Here is an 18,480-nt window from a genome sequence, read left to right on the forward strand (position 1 = left end):
GCTACCACGCGCTACCGGCATCACCCGACAACGCTTGGCGTGGCAGCGGCCTGGGCAATGCGAGGCGTAGCCGGGGCAGCTTCGGCATCAACGAGCAGCAGGTTGCGGCGGAAAAGCAGCAACAACGCGGCGCACAGCGCGGTGTGCAGCCAGATAAAAGCCGGGGTGCCCAGGGCCCAGGGCTGCGGCAGCACTCCGGCGTGAAGCAGGCCATTGAGGGCACGGAACAGGTACCCGAATTCGAACAGCATCGGCCCGAGGGCGAAGCCCAGCAGCCACAGCCAGCGGCGCGGGTTGCGGATGCGGCGGTAGGCTCGCCACAGCGGCAAGCCCGACAGCGCGGCCACCAGCAGGATCATCAGAACTTTGTAGAGGACGAAATGCGGGCTGTCGGCCCAGAGGGTGCGCACGATGGTCAGCTCGTCGCCGCCGCCCATCAGCGCGGTGAAGAGGCGGGCGAAGGGCAGGTTGGCAAAGAGCAGCGAGAAGCCCACGGCGCGGCGCTTGGGGTCCGGCGACGCCAGCGCGGCGGCGCCCAGCCACATCATCAGGTACGAAAACAAGGGGCCGGCGGCGCTGTAGAGGTAGCTGAGCGCGGGGTGGGCGCAGCTAGGGCCGGCCTGCCACTGGTTGAAGTCGCGGGGACCGAACGAGCCGCAGACCAGGCCGAGCACCGAGAGGTGGGAGAGTTCGTGCAGCTCGGTGAATACCAGCACCGCCAGCAGGAACACGAACAGGTAACGGGAAGTCAGGCGCAGCGTCATGGGCGGGCAAGAGAAGAGAACGGACGGAAACTCCCTGCAAGTAAGCGGCTTGCCGACGCTGGCACCATCGCACGATGATGTGAAGCCCGCGCCGCCGCCCCGCGGGTGGGCGTGGCCGGCCGGCACGGCTTTTTCGTACCTTCACCGCCCCGGCCCGCGGGCCGCATTCCCACCCCGTTTCCCGTCTGATTATGCCGTATTACCACCGCCTCGGTCAGATTCCGCGCAAGCGCCACACCCAGTTTCGCCAGCCCGACGGCTCGCTCTACGCCGAGCAGTTGGTCGGCACGCTGGGCTTCCACGGCGTCTCGTCGCTGCTCTACCACAAGAACCCGCCGACGCAGATCAAGCGCGTGGGCACGCCCCAGCCCTACGCACCCAAGCTGCTGAAGGACCGCCCGCTGCAGCCCACCCACCTGCGCACCCTGCCCCAAACCGTCACCGGCCCCGACTACCTGGCCGCCCGCCAGACCATGATGGGCAACGCCGACGTGACGCTGAGCATCTGCAACCCCCAGCCGGGGCGCATGGACTACTACTACAAAAACGCCCTGGCCGACGAGGTCATCTTCGTGCACGAAGGCCGCGGCGAGCTGTGGAGCCAGCTGGGCAAAGTTGCCTTCGAGCCCGGCGACTACATCGTCGTGCCGCGCACCATCATCCACCAGCTGCATTTCGAGGATGGGCCGGTGCGCCTGCTCATCATCGAGTCGTTTAGCCCGGTGGAAACCTGCCGGCGCTACCGCAACCACTTCGGGCAGCTGCTGGAACACTCGCCTTACTGCGAGCGGGACATTCGCCCGCCCCACGAGCTGGTGAACGAGGACGACGACCGGGGCGAATACCGCGTGCTGGTGAAGCGCGAGGGCGCCCTGCACGAGCTGATTTACGCCCACACGCCCTTCGACGTGGTGGGCTGGGACGGCTTCTTCTTCCCCTACGCCATCAGCATCCACGACTTCGAGCCCATTACCGGGCGCATTCACCAGCCGCCACCCGTGCACCAGCAGTTCGAGGCCCACAACTTCGTCATCTGTTCCTTCGTGCCGCGCCTGTTCGACTACCACCCGCAGGCCATTCCGGCGCCCTACAACCACTCTAACGTCGACTCCGACGAGGTGCTGTACTACGTGGCCGGCAATTTCATGTCGCGCCGCGGGGTGGATCTGGCTTCGTTCACCTTGCACCCCTCGGGCCTGCCCCACGGCCCGCACCCCGGCACCGTGGAGGCCAGCATCGGCAAAAAGGAAACCCACGAGCTGGCCGTGATGGTGGACACCTTCCGTCCGCTCTACCTCACCGAAACCGCCCTGCAGTACGAGGACACCGGCTACCCCATGAGCTGGAACCCCGACTACCCGCACGCCGGGCCCAAGCCGGCCGACATGATGGACTAAGAAGTAAACCGGTGAAATGGTGAGCTGTCGTTCGATGCCGCGCATTTCCAGTTTTCTGTTGTTGAGCGGCGGGCTGCTGGCGGGCGTAAGCGCCTGCCGGCGGCCCGTTGCTGTTGCCGATGGGCCCTGGCACCTGGTGCAGCGCCCCGCCGACGACGCCTGCGCCTACGTATCGGCCGCGGGCGACACGGTGATTCCCTTCGGGCACTACCCGCTGTGCTTTACCCGGCGCTTTGCCCATGTGGCCATTGTGCTCAAGCCCGGCCTCGGCTTCGTGGGCATCGACCGGCAGGAGCGGGTGCTATTCCGGGTGCACGCCTTCGACAACGGCCCGGATTACCCGGTGGAGGGCTTGTTTCGCATCGTCGGCGACTCGGGCCGGCTGGGCTACGCCGATACGCTGGGGCGGGTAGTTATTGCGCCGCGCTTCGGGGCGGCGTTTCCGTTTGAGCACGGCCGGGCGCGGGTGGGCCGAGGCTGCCAAGCGGAAACCGACGGGGAGCATTCGTGGTGGGCCTGCGCCGAGTGGTACTACGTGGACCGCCAGGGCCGGCGGCTGGAGGAAACCCCGCCGGGGCGCTGAGTTTATAGTGCAAGTACAATATGCGGGGCGGCGGTATTTAAGCCACGCCGGGTAGGATTCCGGAACGAATCTGCGCCGCGAGGCCTTTGGGGCTCGACCGCGCCGCCCGCTGCGTGCGTATGTTGCGCCACACTCACTTCCAGATCATGAAAAAAGTCCTGTTTCTGTTTACGGCCCTGCTGCTCATCGGCGCGGCCGCCTGCAAGAAAGTCGACAAGCTGCTGACCTTCTACGTGGAGGATGCGCAGAACATTCGCATAGCCTCCAACTTCCCCCTCGGCGTGTTCACCCAGCTCGCGCCCGTGACGGTGACGACCAACTCCTCGCAGAGCTTCGCCAACAACGACACCCGCGCCGACCTGGTGAAGGACGTCAAGCTCGACAAGCTCACGTTGACCATCACCGACCCGTCGTCGCAGAACTTCGACTTCCTGCAGAGCATCGAAATCCGCATCAGCGCCGACGGTGCCGACGAAATCGTGTTGGCCTCGCTCAACTCCATTCCGCAGGGCGTGCGCACCATCACGCTCACGCCCACCGAAGCCAAGCTCGACGCCTACCTCAAGGCCAGCCAGTACACGCTGAAGACCCGCGCCACCGTGGGCCGCAACGTGCCCCAGGACGTGACCGTGCGCGCCGATTCGCGCTTCAAAGTCACCGCCGACCCGCTGTAAGCCGGTTTCATTCGTTCCGGCCGACGTGCGTGCGCCGAACCTGAGAGCAGGTTCGGCGCACGTTTTTTATGCCCGTAATGGCTGCTAGTGGCGCACCATCACCTTGCGAAACAGCTGCTCCTCGCCCACCTGCACGGCCAGCAGATAAGCGCCGGCCGCCACGTCGGCCACGGGCAGGCTGAGCTGCTGGGTGCCGGCGGCGTAGGCCTGGCCGGCGAGGAAGCGGCGCACGCGGCGGCCGTCGAGGGTGCGCAGCTCCGCACTCAGGCGCTGGGGCGCGGGCAGCTGCACCGATACGTTCAGCACGGTGGTAGCGGGGTTGGGGTAGGCCTGCACGCGCACCGCAGCGGCCTTGGGAGCGGCCCCGGCCAGCACGTTCACATCGATGAGGGCCGTCCACACGCTGGAAACGGTGTTGTCGAGGCGCGTCCAAACGGGGCGCACCACGTTGTTGTGGGCGGTGATGTTGCTGTAGTCGCCCATAAACGTGGCCGCGTTGGGCGAAAACGGGCTTTGGCTGATGCGGAAGTTCTGGAAGGTGCGGCCGCCGTCGGTGCTGCGGGCGGCGTACACGTCGGTGCGCACGTCGGTGGCGCTGGCGGTGTAGTTGCGCCGGTCGTAGAACACGAACCAAAGGTAGCCGGTGGCTTGGTCCACCGTCATCCAGGTAAAAAACTGCTGGCGGCCGGGCGCGTCGTCGTTCACGCGGATGGGCGCGCTCCAGGTCTGGCCGCCGTCTTCGCTGCGCAGCAGCCACACGTCGGTGTCGGAGGGGCCGTTGCGCTGGTCGCTCCAGTTCACGTACACGTTGCCGCGGTAGGGGCCGCGGCTGGCGTCGCAGGCGGTGATGGGCAGGCCGTTGGCGCGGTACACCCCGCTGATGGCGAAGTCCCAGCCGCCGGGCACGGGCAGCAGCACCCGCTCGCGCGGCAGCCAGGTCAGGCCCGCGTCGAGGGAGCGGTTGAACACCAGCCCGTCGGGACCGGCCCAGGCGGTATACAGCTCGCCGTTGGGGCCCACGGCGGGCACGGCGCCCTCCACCGTTTCGTCCTCGTCCACGGCGTCGCCGGCACGCTTGCTGATGCGCCGGGGCGTCGACCACGTCTGGCCCTGGTCGAGCGAGCGGGTGAAGAGGATGCGGCTGCTGTCGCGCGAGGCCAGGCTGCCGTAGGAGTCGAACTCCGTCCACGTCGCGTACAGGGCGTTGGTGCGGCGGTCCACGGCGGCCCATTCCTTGTCCTGCTGCTTGGGTGCGTTCAGCCCGAAGGTGCCGCGCAGGGTGAAGGGCGTGGCGGCGGCAGCGGCCCGCTGCACCTGAATCCGGTCGATAAACGGGAAGCCTAGCCCGCCGGCGGGATTGGGATTGGACAGGTGCAGGTAGTAAAACGCCCCGGTGGTATCGGCCACCACGCACGGGTCGCCCCACACGTTGTAGGGCGAGGAAAGGGTGCGCCAGGTCCAGGTCAGCCCGCCGTTGGTGGAGTAGTACTGGTTGTTGATGTTGGCCCCGGCCACCAGCTCGTTGGTGTTTTTGGGGTTGATGCAGACGGCCGTTTCGGTGGGCGTGTTCTGGGTGCTCACCAGCACGTTGGGGTGCGGCGACTGGGCCAGCAGCGGCAACGGGAATACGGCCGCCAGCGGGAGTAGCAGTTGCTTCATGTAAGGCGGGATAAAGTCGACGATGGAATGCCGGGCTAAAGTACAGGGCCGGACTGAAACGCCGCCCAGCACGCCGCCCACTCGCTGAAACGGCTCCACAAGGTCATCGGACCCGGCGGAGGCCGCTTTTCGACCGTCTTTGCCACGGTAGCACTGGCAGTCATTGCGAGCGAACCGAAGGTCGACGTAGTCAAGCGCGGCAATCTTTCCCCAGTAGCACCGCCGAGACAATACTTACTGCTCCAAAAAAACAGCCCCGCCCGAAACTGGAGTTACCGGTTTCGGGCGGGGCTGTTGTCGGTCGAGCGGGTTTCGGTTGGCGCTTCCCGTATCGTCGTGCCGCGGGAGGAACGATTGCCGCGCTTGACTACGTCGACCTTCGGTTCGCTCGCAATGACTGCCGGGGTACACCGGCGGCTACCGGTTGCAATGACGGCTGGTGTCACCGGCGGGCTTCCCGGCCAGAACGGCGGGAGTTAGCCGGCGCGCACGCATCACTTCCCCATTGCCCTACTCACCGGTTGCGGCCGTACTGCTCGTGCGAGCTGACCCAATCGGAGGAGCTGATGGCGGCGGCCAGGCTCAGCTCGCCGGCCAGCACCACGCCGGCCACAATTTCGGCGAACTTGTTGACGGTGCCGCGGCCCACGCAGCCGAGCATGCGCAGGCACTCGTTTTGGGTGGCCAGGCCGGTGCCGCCGCCGTGGGTAGCCACGATGAGCGAGGGAATGGTGATGCTCAGGTACAAATCTTTCTCGGCCGTCACTTCGGAGTACACCACCCCGGCCGACGACTCCGACACGTTGGCCACGTCCTGGCCGGTGGCAATGAACATGGCCGTGATGCCGTTGGCCGAGTGCGCGCCGTTGTTGTTGGCCCCGGAGAGGAAGGCGCCCACGTTGCTCACCTGCCCGTGGTAGGCCAGCTGCTCGGGCGTCACGCGCATGCGCTGCTGCAGAATGTCGCGCTTGATGACGGCCTCGGCCACCACGCGCTTGCCGCGGGTGCGCATCACGTTGATCTGCGAGGCCTTTTTGTCGGTGGCGAAGTTCGATTCCAGGTAAAAGTGCCGGATGGGCGCACCCTTGTAGTTTTCCAGAATCCAGGAGCAGGCCGCAAACGTGGCCCGGCCCACCATGTTCTGCCCTGCCGCGTCGCCGGTCGAGTAGTTGAAGCGCAGGTAGGCGAATTTGTTGGCCAAGTAGGTGTCGATGTACTGCAGCTTGGCCACGCGGGAAGTGCACTCGGCCTCGGTGCGGATGGGCCCGATTTCCTGCTCGATCCACTTGGCAAAGTCGCGGGCGCCGCGGGCGTCTTCGAACACGAACACCGGGGCGCGCTGCATGGCGTCGCCGATGACGGTGCACTTCACCCCGCCGCAGAGGTTCATCACCTGCATGCCCCGGTTGTAGCTGGCCACCAGGGTGCCTTCGGTGGTGGCCATCGGGATAAGGAAGTCGCCCTGGGCGTGCTCCCCGTTGACGCGCAGCGGCCCGGCCAGCCCGATCGGAATCTGGGCCACGCCGGTGAAATGCTCGCAGTTGCCCTGCAGCATGTGCGCGTCGAAGGAGTACTTTTTCAGGTGCTCAAACTCCTGGCCGGTAAACTGCTCGGCAAAGCGCTGCCGGGCCTGCACGGCAGCCTCGGAGTAGTCGTCGCTGTCTTGGCGCGGGATGCGCACGCGCGAATCCTGGTGCACAATGGCGTCTTCCACCTCCACGTTCAGCTCGCCGAAGGGCTCGGTCTGAAACTGCAGGTGCACCGGGTGCATGCCCTCGGGCAGCGGCTCGGTGTGTAGACGGATGGTAATGCTCTGCCCCACCGGGAAATTCAAGCCCCCGTTTTCCCCGATTTCGGTGGCCGGGCGCACGTTGCCGTCGCCCATGTCCAGCGTTATCGATTCGGGTCCGAGCGTGCGTCCGTCCACGCGCACTTGGTCGATGCGGGTGAGGTGCACCGTGTCGAGGCGGTTCTTGAGGGAAAAGGCGACGCCGCCGTGGTCGGGGAGGTTGTGCAGGCTGCCGCGGGTGTAGAGCAGCTTGAGCAGCATCGGACTCGGGGAAAAGATCATGGCCGGGTAGGGGTTCGGAATGCAGGAGAGTACGCGGCTGGGCCGGGTTTGGCTATAAGTTTAAGGGTTTCCGGGTGGAATGCTAGGGCAATCGGACGAATCAGCCGCGCCCGCTTCCGGGCTGCGTCGCGCCCGACCGGAGTCAGCGGGCCGCGTCGAGGGGCGGGGCCACCAGCACCGGCAGGGTGTAGCGCACGTGCACGGCCGCGCCGCGCTGGCGGCCGGGCTTCCAGCGCGGCATCAGCCGCACGAGGCGCATGGCCTCCGCGTTGGCGGCGGGGCTTGGCCCCTTGAGCACCTGCGGGTCGAGCAGGCGGCCGTCCGGCGTCACGATGAAGTCAATGAACACCTTGCCCTGCTGCTCGGGCACCGGATACCGCACGCCGGCTTGCAGAAACTGCTGCAGCGCCTCGGCGCCGCCAGGAAACTCCGGCATCTGGTCCACGAAGGTGTAGGGCGACTCGGCGCTGCCCCAGTTCTTGGTGGAGTCGACGGCGGGCGGCGCTATGGTGATGCCGATGACAACGGCGGGAAGCTCTCGGACGGTTTCGGGCGGCGCCGGTGGGCGCTTGACCCGCGCCGAGGCTTTGGCGGCGGGCTTGCGCGTCTGGGCCCAAGCCTCGTGGGCCGTCAACCCCTGGCCGAACACCAGCGCCAGCGCCAGCACGAAGGCCCGCGCCCACAGGCCGAAGCGCACGGGGCGGCCGCCGGCCAGCTGCGTCAATCGAAAATACCCGCACACCCGGCCAGCGGCGGCGGCAGTGCGCGCCTGAGCCACGTCGGCCGCCGTGGCCTGGGTGAAGTCGAGGACCTCGCGGTTGCAGCTTTGGCAGTACCGGCCTTGCTCGGTGGGCGTCATTCGCTGCCAGTCCTCACGGCAGGCCAGCAGGCGGACGTTGGTAACGGGCAGTTCGTGGAGCATGGCTTCGGGCGGCATCAGGGGCGGAAGTAAATCGGCAGGGTGATTTCCTGGGGCTGCGGGGGCGGGGGCAACCGCGGGAGCTGCTGCACCGCACGTAGGGCTTCCGTATCGAAAGCCGGCCCGGCGCTGCGCTCGATGCTCGGGGCCTGCACCTGACCGGCGGCATCCACCGTAAAGCGCACCAGCACCTGGGCCGTGCTGCGGCCAGTGGTTGGGTAACGCAGGTGCCGCTGCACGTGGCGCATCAGCATTTCCGTGCTCAGGCCGGGGTAGGGGCCCCCTTCAGTCGGCTCTGACTCCGCCGGCAGCTCCCCGCTTAGCTGAACGTTGCCCGGGGCAACAACAGCTTCGCCCGGTGGCCGGACTGCTACGGCGTGAAATGCCGGCCGCGGGCGCGCCCGGGGAGGCGGGGCACCCATTACCGCCCGGTGCGGAGCCGCCGTGGCCGGACGGCGTACCTGCGCTACGGCCTGCTCCGCCGAAAAGCCCTGCAGCAGCACCAGCACCACGGCCGCCAGAAACCAGCGCAGCCGGGCCCGCAGGCGCCCCGCGGCCGGCACGGCCGCCAGCTGGCTGGCCCGAAACCGGCCGCACACGCGCCCATCAGCAGCGCCGGCCCGCGCCCACAGCAGTTCCGCCTGCGTGCTTTGGGTGAAATCAACAACCTCCCGGCTGCAGCGCTGGCAGTGGCGGCCCCGGGCGCTGGGCGTCATCCGGGCCCAGTCCTCGCGGCAAGCCGTGAGGCGGACGTTGGTGATGGGCAGTTCATGCAGCATAAGCAGGGCAGATCAAGGGCGCGCGGTGGGCGCTGCCTGGTTGGAAAAGGTGATTGGCAGCGTGTAGCGCCATTCCTTGGCTCCAGTGTTCTGCCAGGCCGGCATCTGCCTTACTACGCGCGCCGCTTCGGCGTTGAGCAGCGGATGCACGCCTTTGACGACCACCACGCTGTCCACCCGGCCGCTGGGCAGCACGACGAAGCTGACGAACACCTTGCCCTGCGCCTGCGGGTCGTGCAGCAGGGATTCGGGGTAGTGTAGCTGACTCTGCAGGTAGCGCATCAGGGCATCTTGCCCGCCCGCAAACTCCGGCATCCGCTCCGCAACCATTCCGACGATACCGGCGTCGGCCCAGACGTTGGGACCGGCCGCGGTGTCGGCGGCTTGCTGCGCGGCCAACGCCTCCGGGGCCGGGCTTTCGGGCGGCATGCGCTCCTGCAGTTCGCAAGCCGATAGGCCTTGGAGCAGAATCAGCACGGCCGCGGCCAGAAACCAGCGTTGCCCCCGCCGAAGCGTAACCGAAGCCGCCACCTGGGCCGGCCGGAACCGCCCGCACACCCGGCCATCGGCCGAGGCAGCCCGGGCGCGGGCTACGTCGGCCGGCGTAGCGGCGGTGAAGTCGAGGACTTCCCGGTTGCAGGCGGCGCAGTGGCGGCCCTGGGCGGTGGGCGTCATTCGCTGCCAGTTTTCGGGGCAGGCCAGCAGGCGGACGTTGGTAACGGGCAATTCGTAGAGCATGGCCGGATAAGCTAGGCGGGGACAATAGGCGAATGATAACGCCCGCCTTGCCCCACATATTGGCGGGGGCAAACCCGTTATGCGCCGGCGCTTCTACTCGAAATATTCCCGGCCCTCGGTATCGATGTAGCCGGTCTGGCCCGTGGCGGTGGTCACGCGGGCCACGCCCGCCACGAAGGGCTCGGCGTGGGCGTACTTGGGCGTGACCAGCAACTTGCCGTCAGCGCCGAGGTAGCCAAAGCGGCCCTGCTGCTCCACGATGGGAAACTGGTAGCCGTTCTGCTCCACGGCCGTAATGGCGTCGAACTGCGGTTCCAAGCGCAGGCGGCCGCGGTTGTCGACTACACCCCACTTCGGGCCGCGGCGCACCAGCACGAGGCCGTCGTGGTACAGGTCGCGCACTTCGTCGTACACGGGCGGCACCTCGGCCGAGCCCACCGTGAAGCGGAAGCCCACCTTGCCGCCCCGGCGCACTGGGTCGCCCTGGGCCATGAAGTCTTCCTCCACTTCTTCGGGCGGTTGGGTCAGGCGCTGTCCGCTGCTGTCGATGTCGAAGGTGTCGCCGCCGGGCAGGCTCACGCGGGCGCGGCCGCCGCGGAAGGTGCCGGCCCGCTCGTACTGCACCGGCGTGACCGGGTTGCCCGCCCCGTCGATGTAGCCGTAAAGCTGGCCCACGCGCACCCAGGCTATTTCGTCGACGAAGGGGCCGGCCTCGTCGTAGCGCAGGGGCAGCACCACGCGGCCGCGGCGGTCGGCGTAGCCCCACTGCGCGCCCTTGCGGTAGGGCACCAGCCGCGCCGGCCCGAATTGGGCCGCGGCAGGCCCGCAGGAAACCAACACGCCCAGCAAAACCGCGGGCAGCCACGCAACTCGAATCATACAAACGGCCGGCCCGGAAAACGGCCCGCAACGGGGCGCGGCGGCCGGCTGTCGAAAATACGCAAAGCCGGCCGAAGCGGCTTCACGGCAGCTTCACCGCCGCCCCCTAGGTTGGAGGTAAGCACCGACTTTCCGCCGGTGTGGCGGTTGCGGCCCGGCCGGCTTATATTAGGGTAGCCGTATTCTTTCCGCCGCCTTTCCCGTGCCACTCAGCTGATTTGCCATGCTCCTCACTGCTGATTACCCGCGCTTTGCGCTGACCGCGCCCCGCCTGACGCCCGAGCAAGCGGCGTTTTTTCACCGCTACGGCTTTCTGCACTTTCGCCGCTTCGTCGGTCCGGAGGCCGTACAGCAGCTGCTGACCGCTGCCGAAGACGTGCAGCGGCGCTGGCTGCGCGAGGGCGTGACGAAGGTCAACGGCGTGCCCATCAAGTACGGCCGCGACGAAGCCGGGCAGCGCATCGTGCAGCGCTTCGCCTTTGCCTCGCAGCACAGCCCGGTGCTCCACCAGTTTTTGCAGGACGAGCGGTTTCGGGCCTTGTTTGAGCTGCTGGAGGCGCCCGGGGGCCGGGTCGGCGAAAACGAAAAGGATGGGCTGGTCATCAACCACTACGTGAACGTGCCCGGCTCCGAGTTTGCCCAGATGGGCTGGCACACCGACGCGCTGCGCGACGTGTTTTACGGCCGCCGCATCGGGCCCATGCTCAACGTGGGGCTGCACCTGGACGCCTGCCCGGCTAGCAACGGTGGCCTGCGCGTGCTGCCCGGCACGCACCAGCAGGGCCTGGGCGGGCTGCTGTTTCGCAAAAAATACTTCCGCGACACCGGCCCCGACCCGGCCGAGCTGGCCATCGAAACCGAAGCCGGCGACCTGACCGTGCACGACGGCCGCATGTGGCACCGGGTGGCCCGTTCGCCGCTGCTGGGCGCCGCCTCGCGTCGCCGCGTGATGTACGTGCCCATCATTGCCGGCAAGTACCAGCCCAAGCACGCCGAAAGCGCCACCCCGCTTTACCTGCGGTTTCTGCACGTGGTGAAATAACGCCGCCTCACGCGCGCAGGCGCTGGCCGCACCCCGCCGTGGCCGGCTCCTGCGTATTCTTGCCGAACCGCCTCCCGCCCGTATTCGACCGATATGCCCCCTTTTGCCCTAATTACCGGCGCCAGCCGCGGCATTGGCCGCGAGCTGGCCCGCGAACTGGCCCGCCGTGGCTACGGCCTGCTGCTGGTCGCCCGCTCGGCCGCCGACCTGGCCGAACTTTGCACCGAGCTGCGCACGCTCGGGCAGGTGCCGGTCGAGTACCTGCCCCTGGACCTGACCTCGCCCAATGCCGCCGCCCGGGTGGCCGAATGGGCTACCGAGCAGGCCGCGGGCCGCTTGGCCGTGCTCGTCAACAACGCTGGTTTCGGGCTGTGGGGGCGGTTTGCTGACTTGTCCGCCGCCGAGCAGCTGAACATGCTGCAGCTGAACATGCTGGTGCCGGTGGCGCTGACCCACGCCCTGCTGCCGCAGCTGCGGGCCGCGCCCCGGGCCTACGTGCTCAACGTAGCCAGCACCGCCGCTTACCAAGCCGTGCCCACGCTGGCCTTGTACGCCGCCAGCAAGGCGTTTTTGCTGACGTTTTCGCGTGGGCTGCGCTATGAGTTGCTCGGTACGAGCGTGTCGGTGAGCTGCCTGAGCCCCGGGGCCACCAGCACCGACTTTGCCGACCGCGCCGGCATGAACCCGGAGCTGCAGCAAACCTCGGCCCGCTTCGCCATGAAGCCGGCGGAAGTGGCCCGCATCGGCGTAGCCGGGCTGCTGGCCGGCGAGGCCGAAATTATTCCGGGCGTGCTCAACAAAGTATCGGCCCGGCTGACTGGGGTGGTGCCCAAAGCCCTGACCGAAAAAATAGCCGCCGGTCTTTACGAGAAGCACCTGAAATAGCCGCCCGCCGAGCACAGCTCAGCCCCGGCCCACGAGCCGTCCGGCCAGCCACCACGCCAGCGGCGCCGCCGCCAGGGCCCCGAGCACGTCCCAGCTGTAGTGAGCGTGCTGCACCAGCACCAGCACGGCCACCACGCCCGTGCCGAGCAGCAGCAACCGGCGGCGTCCGCCCGGACCCACGGCCAGGGCCAGCAGCAGCACCGTGGCCGTGTGGCCGGAGAAGAACAGGTCCTTGGTGATGCTGGTGGCGGAGGCGTAGAACCAGCGGTCCACCAGCGGGTCGTGCAGCACCAGCAGTTGGGGCGGGGCCTCCCAGGGCAGCAGCGCCAGGGTGCCGAGGCGCAGCAGGTGCAGCAGCAGGTAGCCCCACAAGGCGCGCAGCAGCCGCGGCGGCCGCGGCACCAGCCCCGCCAGCCCCAGCACGAGGCAGGCGTAAATCACCAAGAACGTGGCCGTGGATACGTCGCGGGCCGGCAGCGCGCGCAGCAGGGCGTCGGGTGGCTGGTAGCCCGGGCGGGCCTGAATCCAGGCGAAGAACCTCGGCAGGGCGGCGGCTAGCCCTACTAATCCGGCCAGGGCCGCGCCTAACCGGGCCCGAAACGCCGGCCGGGCCCAGGCCTGCCGCCAGGCGGCCCGCACGGAAACAAGCGAAGTAGGGCGCGTAAACATCGGAGCAAGGTACGCGCCGCGGCCGAGCGCCGCTTCGGCGACTGGGACATGACCTTTCGCACGCTGAACCCCGAGCTGTTTCGCTACGTGCCGGGCTACCGGCCGCTGGAAGAGCCGGACCTCGCCGCCACCAGCCTCAGCCACGCCGACGTGCTGCTGCCGGAGCTGTGCGCACCCACTCGCTGGGCCCGCCAGTGGAATGATTTCCGCACTTGCCCGGCCCGTCGTGCATCGTACCTTGCCGCCCGACGTTGCCCGTCGGTCTGCCTATGCTTCGTTTTTCCTCCTTGGTCCTGCTTGCCTGCGGGCTGCTGCCGGCCCTGCCTGCGCCGGCCCAAAAGAAACCCGCCGCCGACACCCGCATCGACGCGGCCGCGGCCCGCGTGGACGCCCAGGTTATTGCCTGGCGCCGCGACATCCACGAGCACCCGGAGCTGGGCAACCGCGAAACCCGCACCGCCGCCCTCGTGGCCGCCGAGCTCAAGCGCCTGGGCCTGGAAGTGCAGACCGGCGTGGCCAAAACCGGTGTGGTGGGCGTGCTGCGCGGCGGCAAGCCCGGCCCCGTGGTGGCCCTGCGCGCCGACATGGACGCATTGCCCGTAACCGAGGAACGCAAAGTGCCCTTCGCCTCGAAAGAACGCGCCCAGTACAACGGCCAGGAAGTGGGCGTGATGCATGCCTGCGGCCACGACGCGCACGTGGCCATGCTGCTGGGCGCGGCCAACGTGCTGGCTTCGATGAAGGCCGACCTGCCCGGCACCGTCAAGTTCATCTTTCAGCCCGCCGAGGAAGGGCCGCCCCCCGGCGAGGAAGGCGGCGCCAAGCTTATGGTGCAGGAAGGCGTGCTCGACAAGCCCCGGGTCGACGCCGTGTTCGGGTTGCACATCAACGCCCAGACCGAGGTGGGGCAGCTCAAGTACCGCGCCGGCGGCATGATGGCCAGCGCCGACGTGTTTCAGATCAAGGTGAAGGGCAAATCGGCCCACGGTGCCTACCCCTGGCTGGCCGTCGACCCGGTGGTGGCCGCCGCGCAGATTATCGTGGCCCTGCAGACTATCGTCAGCCGCGAGGTGCAGCTCACCGACGACGCGGCCGTGGTGACGGTGGGCATGGTGCACGGCGGCGTGCGCAACAACATCATTCCCGAGCAGGTGGAGCTGCAGGGCACGCTGCGCGCCCTCAACACCAAAACCCGCGAGCTGCTGGCCCAGAGCGTGAAGCGCGTGGCTACCAACGTGGCCGAAGCTGCCGGCGCCACCGCCGAGGTGGACGTGCGCCCTGCCGCCCCGCTCACCTACAACGACCCGGCCCTGACGGCCCGCATGCTGCCCACGCTGCGCCGCGTGGCCGGCATTTCAAACGTGACGGAAATGCGCGCCGTGACCGGGGCCGAGGACTTCGGCTGCTACGAAGAGAAAGTGCCCGGGCTGTTCCTCTACCTCGGCGGCATGCCCGCGGGCACCGACGCGGCCCGCACCGCCCCGCACCACACCGCCGGTTTCTACGTCGACGACACCGGGCTGGGCCTGGGCGTGCGCACCCTGGCCAACCTGGCCGTCGATTACCTCGGCAGCGGCGGCCGCTAACCGCCGGCTTCTTTCCACTGGCGCCGCCGGTTCCTGACAGCAGGAGCCGGCGGCGCTGCCGTTAAGGGCTGGGTGGTTCTATTTTTGGTTTAACGTATTTGCCGGAAATGTTCAACAAATGAGCCCGCGCCCGTAGTGCGGATTGGCAGGCGTGCGCGTTACGGAATGGCGGGTATTGGGTTGGGTTTTTTAAGCTTTTCGCAGAGAAAAAAATATTTTCTTCCAAAGTCGCATAAAAATCGGTTGAAATTAAAAAATCATTAATTTGCCGTCCATCCAGTCCCCATCTGGTAACAGTCCAACTCTTTTCCCAACCAACTCCTTACCACTGTTCATGCTTAACAAGTACTCTGCCCTCGGGCTGGCGCTGCTCGGCAGCCTCACGGCCCAGGCTCAAGACGGCGCCCGCGTTGGCGCGCCCCAGCTGCTTAAAGGTGCCGACGGCCAACCCGAATTTGTGCAGTTCCCCGCTGCCGCCCGGCCCCTTGATTCGCGCGTGGCCCTGGCCGCCGCCCTGCCCCTCTCCCAGCACGACGAACTGCGCGCTGCGCGCAGCGAAGCCGACGAGCTGGGCTTCACCCACGAAAAATTCCAGCAGTACTACAAAGGCGTGAAGGTGGAACACGCCACCTACACCGCCCACCGCCGCAACGGCGCCGTGGAAAGCCTCTCGGGCGACTTCGAAAAGTTGCCCGAAGGCCTCAACGTGCGCCCCTCGCTGTCGGCCGAATCGGCTTTGCAGGCGGCCATGAGCTTCGTGCGCGCCAGCAAGTACATGTGGCAGCTGCCCAACGAGGGCGCCTCCGCCATGGAAACCGAAGGCAAGAGCACCTTCAAGCCCGCCGGTGAGCTGGTGCTCGTGCGCAACACCATGAGCATGGACGCGGCCAAAGCCGGCCAGCTCACCCTGGCCTGGAAACTGGACGTGTACGCGGCCCAGCCCGTGAGCCGCGCCTACATCTACGTGGACGCTCACACCGGCGAAATCGTGATGCAAGACGCCATCATCAAGCACGCCGCTACCACGGCCACCTTCGCTACGGCCTACAACGGCACCCGCTCGTTGGCTAACGAAAGCTACACCACCAGCACCGGTGCCACGGCCTACCGCCTGCGCGAGTACACCCGCGGCCTCGGCATCGAGACCTACAACGCCAAGCGCAGCAACAGCTACACCGCCGCCGTTGACTTCTCCGACGCCGACAACAACTGGACGGCTGCCGAGTACAACAACACCTACTACGACAACGTGGCCGGCGACGCCCACTTCGGCGCCCAGTGCACCTACGACTACTGGAAGGCGGTGCACGGCCGCAACTCCTACGACAACGCCGGTGCCAAAATCAAGAGCTACGTGCACTACGACGACGTGCCCGGCGGCTCTGGCTACGAAAACGCCTTCTGGAACGGCTCGGTGATGACCTATGGCGACGGGGCCAGCACCTTCAAGCCGCTGACGGCCATGGACGTGTGCGGCCACGAAATCGGCCACGCCGTGTGCGAAAAGACGGCTAACCTGACCTACCAGAACGAGTCGGGCGCCATGAACGAAGGCTTCTCCGACATCTGGGGTGCCTGCGTGGAAGCTCGCGCCGCGGGCCTCTACAGCCTGACCGGCAAGAGCACCTGGCTGATCGGCGAGGAAATCATGAAAGCCGGCGGCGCGCTGCGCTCCATGAGCAACCCCAACCAGTACGGTCAGCCCGACACCTACCAGGGCACTTACTGGAAGGCCACGACCTCGTCGCCCACCTCGTCGAACGACTACGGCGGAGTGCACACCAACTCGGGCGTACTGAACTACTGGTTCTACCTGCTGGCGCAGGGCGGCTCGGGCACCAACGACAAGGGCACGGCTTTCTCGGTAGCCGGCATCGGCATCGACGCCGCCGCTAAAATTGCCTTCCGCGCCGAAAGCGTGTACCTCTCGGCTTCTTCGAACTACGCCGCGGCCCGCACCGCTTCCATCAGCGCTGCTACCGACCTCTACGGCGCCGGCTCGACGCAAGTAACGGCCGTAACCAACGCCTGGGGCGCCGTGGGCGTCGGCTCCGGCTCGACCGGTGGCGGCACCGGCACCACCTCGTACTGCGCTTCGAACGGCTCGACGCAGTCGTACGAGTGGATTGACCTGGTGCAGCTGGGCTCGATCAACCGCACCTCCAGCAAAGAAACCGGTGGCTACTACAACGGCACCGCTACCAGCACCTCGCTGGCTGCCGGCGCTGCCGCTACCATCTACTTCTCGGCGGGCTTCACCTCCACGGCTTACACGGAGTACTGGAAGGTGTACATCGACTACAACAAGAACGGCGTGTTCACGGATGCCGGCGAACTGGTAGTATCGGGCTCCTCGTCGAGCGCAGCTACGCTGAGCAGCACCTTCACGGTGCCCACCACGGCTAAGAGCGGCACGACGCGGATGCGCGTTATCATGAGCGACGCTTCGGCCACGACCAGCTGCGGCACCTTCAGCTACGGCGAAACCGAAGACTACACGGTGAACATCACCGGCGGCGCCGCCCTCACGCCGGGCGTAGCCGGCATCAGCGGCGCTACCCAGCTGGGCAACGAAGTGGGCCGCGACGCCGTGGCTTACCCGAACCCGACGGCCGGCTTGCTGACCGTAGCCCTGCCCAACAACGGCGAGCTGAAGTCGGTGAAAGTGTACGACCAGCGCGGCGCCGAAGTGAAGGTGCGCGTGGTGGCTGGTGGCCAGCTCGACGTGAGCAGCCTGAAGGCCGGTATCTACCAAGTAAGCCTGTCGGACGGCCAGAAAGCCTTCCGCACCCGTTTCGTGAAGGAATAACCGCCTTCCGCTACGGTTAGGGACCGAAAAACGCCCGTCGCGCAGCCGCGCGGCGGGCGTTTTTTTTGTTTGCCAAGCGCCGGCGGTGCGTCCGTAGCGGCTGCCCCCGCGTCTGTTTCGCCCTATGCATATTGCCCTCGTTACCTGCGACGCCCTGGCTCAGTACCAGAGCACCGGCGTCACCGATGAAGACCACCAACTCGCCGCCCACCTGCGCGCCCGCGGCCTCGACGTCACGTTTGCTTCCTGGTCGGATGCCGCGGTGCGCTGGGAAGGCTTCGATGCAGCCGTGCTCAAGTCGCCCTGGGACTACTTCGACCGCCCCGCCGAGTTTCACCGCTGGCTCGACGAGCTGGACCGCCGCGGCGTGCGCCTGCTCAATCCCACGAGCATCGTGCGGCCCAACGCCGACAAAAGCTACCTGCGCGACATGGAAGCGGCCGGCGTGCCCATCGTGCCCACGCGCTGGCTGCCGCGCGGCAGCCGCGTGGATACCGCCGCGCTGCTGGCCGAGCTGGGCCAGCCCGACAAGCTGGTGCTCAAGCCCACCGTCAGCGGCGGCGCCAAGGACACTTTTGCCCTGACGCCCGCCGAGGCCGCAGCCGCCACGGCGCAGCTGCAGGCCCTGGTAGACGCCAGCGACTTCATGGCCCAGCCCTTCCTGCCGCAGATTCAGACTGCCGGCGAATGGTCGTTGGTGTTTTTCGGCGGGCAGCTTAGCCACTGCCTGCGCAAGACGCCCAAGTCCGGCGACTTCCGGGTGCAGCACATGTTCGGCGGCGGCATCCACGCCGAAACGCCGCCAGCCGATATTCAGGCCCTGGCCGCCGACATCGTGCAGCGCTTCGCCCCCGGCTGCCTCTACGCCCGCGTCGACGGGGTGGAAAATGGCACCGGCGGTTTCTGGCTCATGGAGCTGGAGCTGATTGAGCCCTTCCTCTACCTCGACTCGGCCGGCCCCGCTGCCTACGCCCGCTACGCCGACGCGCTGCTGGCGCTACTAAGCTAACCCGCAGTAGCACCCGC

Annotated in this window: 16 protein-coding genes; 8 read left to right on the forward strand and 8 right to left on the reverse strand. The window is 67.4% G+C overall.

The window, feature by feature from the left end; all coding sequences use genetic code 11:
* Window positions 1–20: 20 nt before the first annotated feature.
* Entirely contained in the window at window positions 21–764 is a 744-nt protein-coding gene (locus tag LJ737_RS03700; protein WP_227763067.1) for a hypothetical protein, read from the reverse strand.
* Between the two features lie 191 nt (window positions 765–955).
* On the opposite strand from LJ737_RS03700, the gene LJ737_RS03705 reads away from it, so the two are divergent.
* From LJ737_RS03705 to LJ737_RS03715, 3 genes are all read left to right on the forward strand, one after another.
* Window positions 956–2,161 carry a homogentisate 1,2-dioxygenase gene (locus LJ737_RS03705; protein WP_227763068.1) on the forward strand — a complete coding sequence of 402 codons (1,206 nt, stop codon included), beginning with the start codon at window positions 956–958 and terminating at the stop codon, window positions 2,159–2,161.
* A gap of 34 nt (window positions 2,162–2,195) precedes the next feature.
* Complete coding sequence (locus LJ737_RS03710; RefSeq protein ID WP_227763069.1) at window positions 2,196–2,744, forward strand: WG repeat-containing protein; 549 nt, start codon at window positions 2,196–2,198, stop codon at window positions 2,742–2,744.
* Between the two features lie 146 nt (window positions 2,745–2,890).
* A complete protein-coding gene (locus LJ737_RS03715; RefSeq protein ID WP_227763070.1) occupies window positions 2,891–3,418 on the forward strand; it encodes a hypothetical protein in 528 nt (175 codons plus the stop codon).
* A gap of 84 nt (window positions 3,419–3,502) precedes the next feature.
* Here the strand turns inward: LJ737_RS03715 and LJ737_RS03720 are convergent, their stop codons facing one another.
* From LJ737_RS03720 to LJ737_RS03745, 6 genes are all read right to left on the reverse strand, one after another.
* Complete coding sequence (locus tag LJ737_RS03720; protein ID WP_227763071.1) at window positions 3,503–5,077, reverse strand: T9SS type A sorting domain-containing protein; 1,575 nt, start codon at window positions 5,075–5,077, stop codon at window positions 3,503–3,505.
* 514 nt (window positions 5,078–5,591) lie between these two features.
* Window positions 5,592–7,148 (reverse strand): hydroxymethylglutaryl-CoA reductase, encoded by a 1,557-nt coding sequence (locus LJ737_RS03725; RefSeq protein ID WP_227763072.1) that lies wholly within the window; start codon window positions 7,146–7,148, stop codon window positions 5,592–5,594.
* Between the two features lie 142 nt (window positions 7,149–7,290).
* Window positions 7,291–8,085, reverse strand: coding sequence for an energy transducer TonB (locus LJ737_RS03730; protein WP_227763073.1), 795 nt, complete (start codon window positions 8,083–8,085; stop codon window positions 7,291–7,293).
* Window positions 8,085–8,846: a TonB family protein gene (locus LJ737_RS03735; protein ID WP_227763074.1), complete on the reverse strand. Its 762-nt coding sequence runs from the start codon at window positions 8,844–8,846 to the stop codon at window positions 8,085–8,087. The genes LJ737_RS03730 and LJ737_RS03735 overlap by 1 nt, the downstream gene beginning before the upstream one ends.
* A gap of 12 nt (window positions 8,847–8,858) precedes the next feature.
* Window positions 8,859–9,584 (reverse strand): TonB family protein, encoded by a 726-nt coding sequence (locus LJ737_RS03740; protein WP_227763076.1) that lies wholly within the window; start codon window positions 9,582–9,584, stop codon window positions 8,859–8,861.
* Window positions 9,585–9,677: 93 nt separating this feature from the next.
* Window positions 9,678–10,463 (reverse strand): WG repeat-containing protein, encoded by a 786-nt coding sequence (locus LJ737_RS03745; RefSeq protein ID WP_227763077.1) that lies wholly within the window; start codon window positions 10,461–10,463, stop codon window positions 9,678–9,680.
* A gap of 223 nt (window positions 10,464–10,686) precedes the next feature.
* Here LJ737_RS03745 and LJ737_RS03750 point away from each other — a divergent pair, with 223 nt between their 5' ends.
* Window positions 10,687–11,505, forward strand: coding sequence for a phytanoyl-CoA dioxygenase family protein (locus LJ737_RS03750; protein WP_227763080.1), 819 nt, complete (start codon window positions 10,687–10,689; stop codon window positions 11,503–11,505).
* A 93-nt stretch (window positions 11,506–11,598) separates the two neighbouring features.
* On the forward strand, window positions 11,599–12,390 hold the full coding sequence (locus LJ737_RS03755; protein WP_227763082.1) for an SDR family NAD(P)-dependent oxidoreductase: 792 nt from the start codon (window positions 11,599–11,601) through the stop codon (window positions 12,388–12,390).
* An 18-nt stretch (window positions 12,391–12,408) separates the two neighbouring features.
* Here LJ737_RS03755 and LJ737_RS03760 read toward each other — a convergent pair whose 3' ends face one another.
* Window positions 12,409–13,059: a phosphatase PAP2-related protein gene (locus LJ737_RS03760; RefSeq protein WP_227763084.1), complete on the reverse strand. Its 651-nt coding sequence runs from the start codon at window positions 13,057–13,059 to the stop codon at window positions 12,409–12,411.
* Between the two features lie 269 nt (window positions 13,060–13,328).
* Here LJ737_RS03760 and LJ737_RS03765 point away from each other — a divergent pair, with 269 nt between their 5' ends.
* The 3 genes from LJ737_RS03765 (at window position 13,329) to LJ737_RS03775 (ending at window position 18,463) form a co-directional block, all read left to right on the forward strand.
* Complete coding sequence (locus tag LJ737_RS03765; RefSeq protein ID WP_227763086.1) at window positions 13,329–14,645, forward strand: amidohydrolase; 1,317 nt, start codon at window positions 13,329–13,331, stop codon at window positions 14,643–14,645.
* Window positions 14,646–14,979: 334 nt separating this feature from the next.
* The gene (locus LJ737_RS03770) at window positions 14,980–17,454 is read left to right on the forward strand and encodes a M4 family metallopeptidase (RefSeq protein WP_227763088.1); all 2,475 of its coding nucleotides are present in this window, start codon (window positions 14,980–14,982) and stop codon (window positions 17,452–17,454) included.
* A gap of 124 nt (window positions 17,455–17,578) precedes the next feature.
* Complete coding sequence (locus LJ737_RS03775; RefSeq protein ID WP_227763090.1) at window positions 17,579–18,463, forward strand: ATP-grasp domain-containing protein; 885 nt, start codon at window positions 17,579–17,581, stop codon at window positions 18,461–18,463.
* Window positions 18,464–18,480: the final 17 nt, after the last annotated feature.

The sequence above is a fragment of the Hymenobacter sp. 15J16-1T3B genome, from assembly GCF_020711235.1.
Lineage (GTDB): Bacteria > Bacteroidota > Bacteroidia > Cytophagales > Hymenobacteraceae > Solirubrum.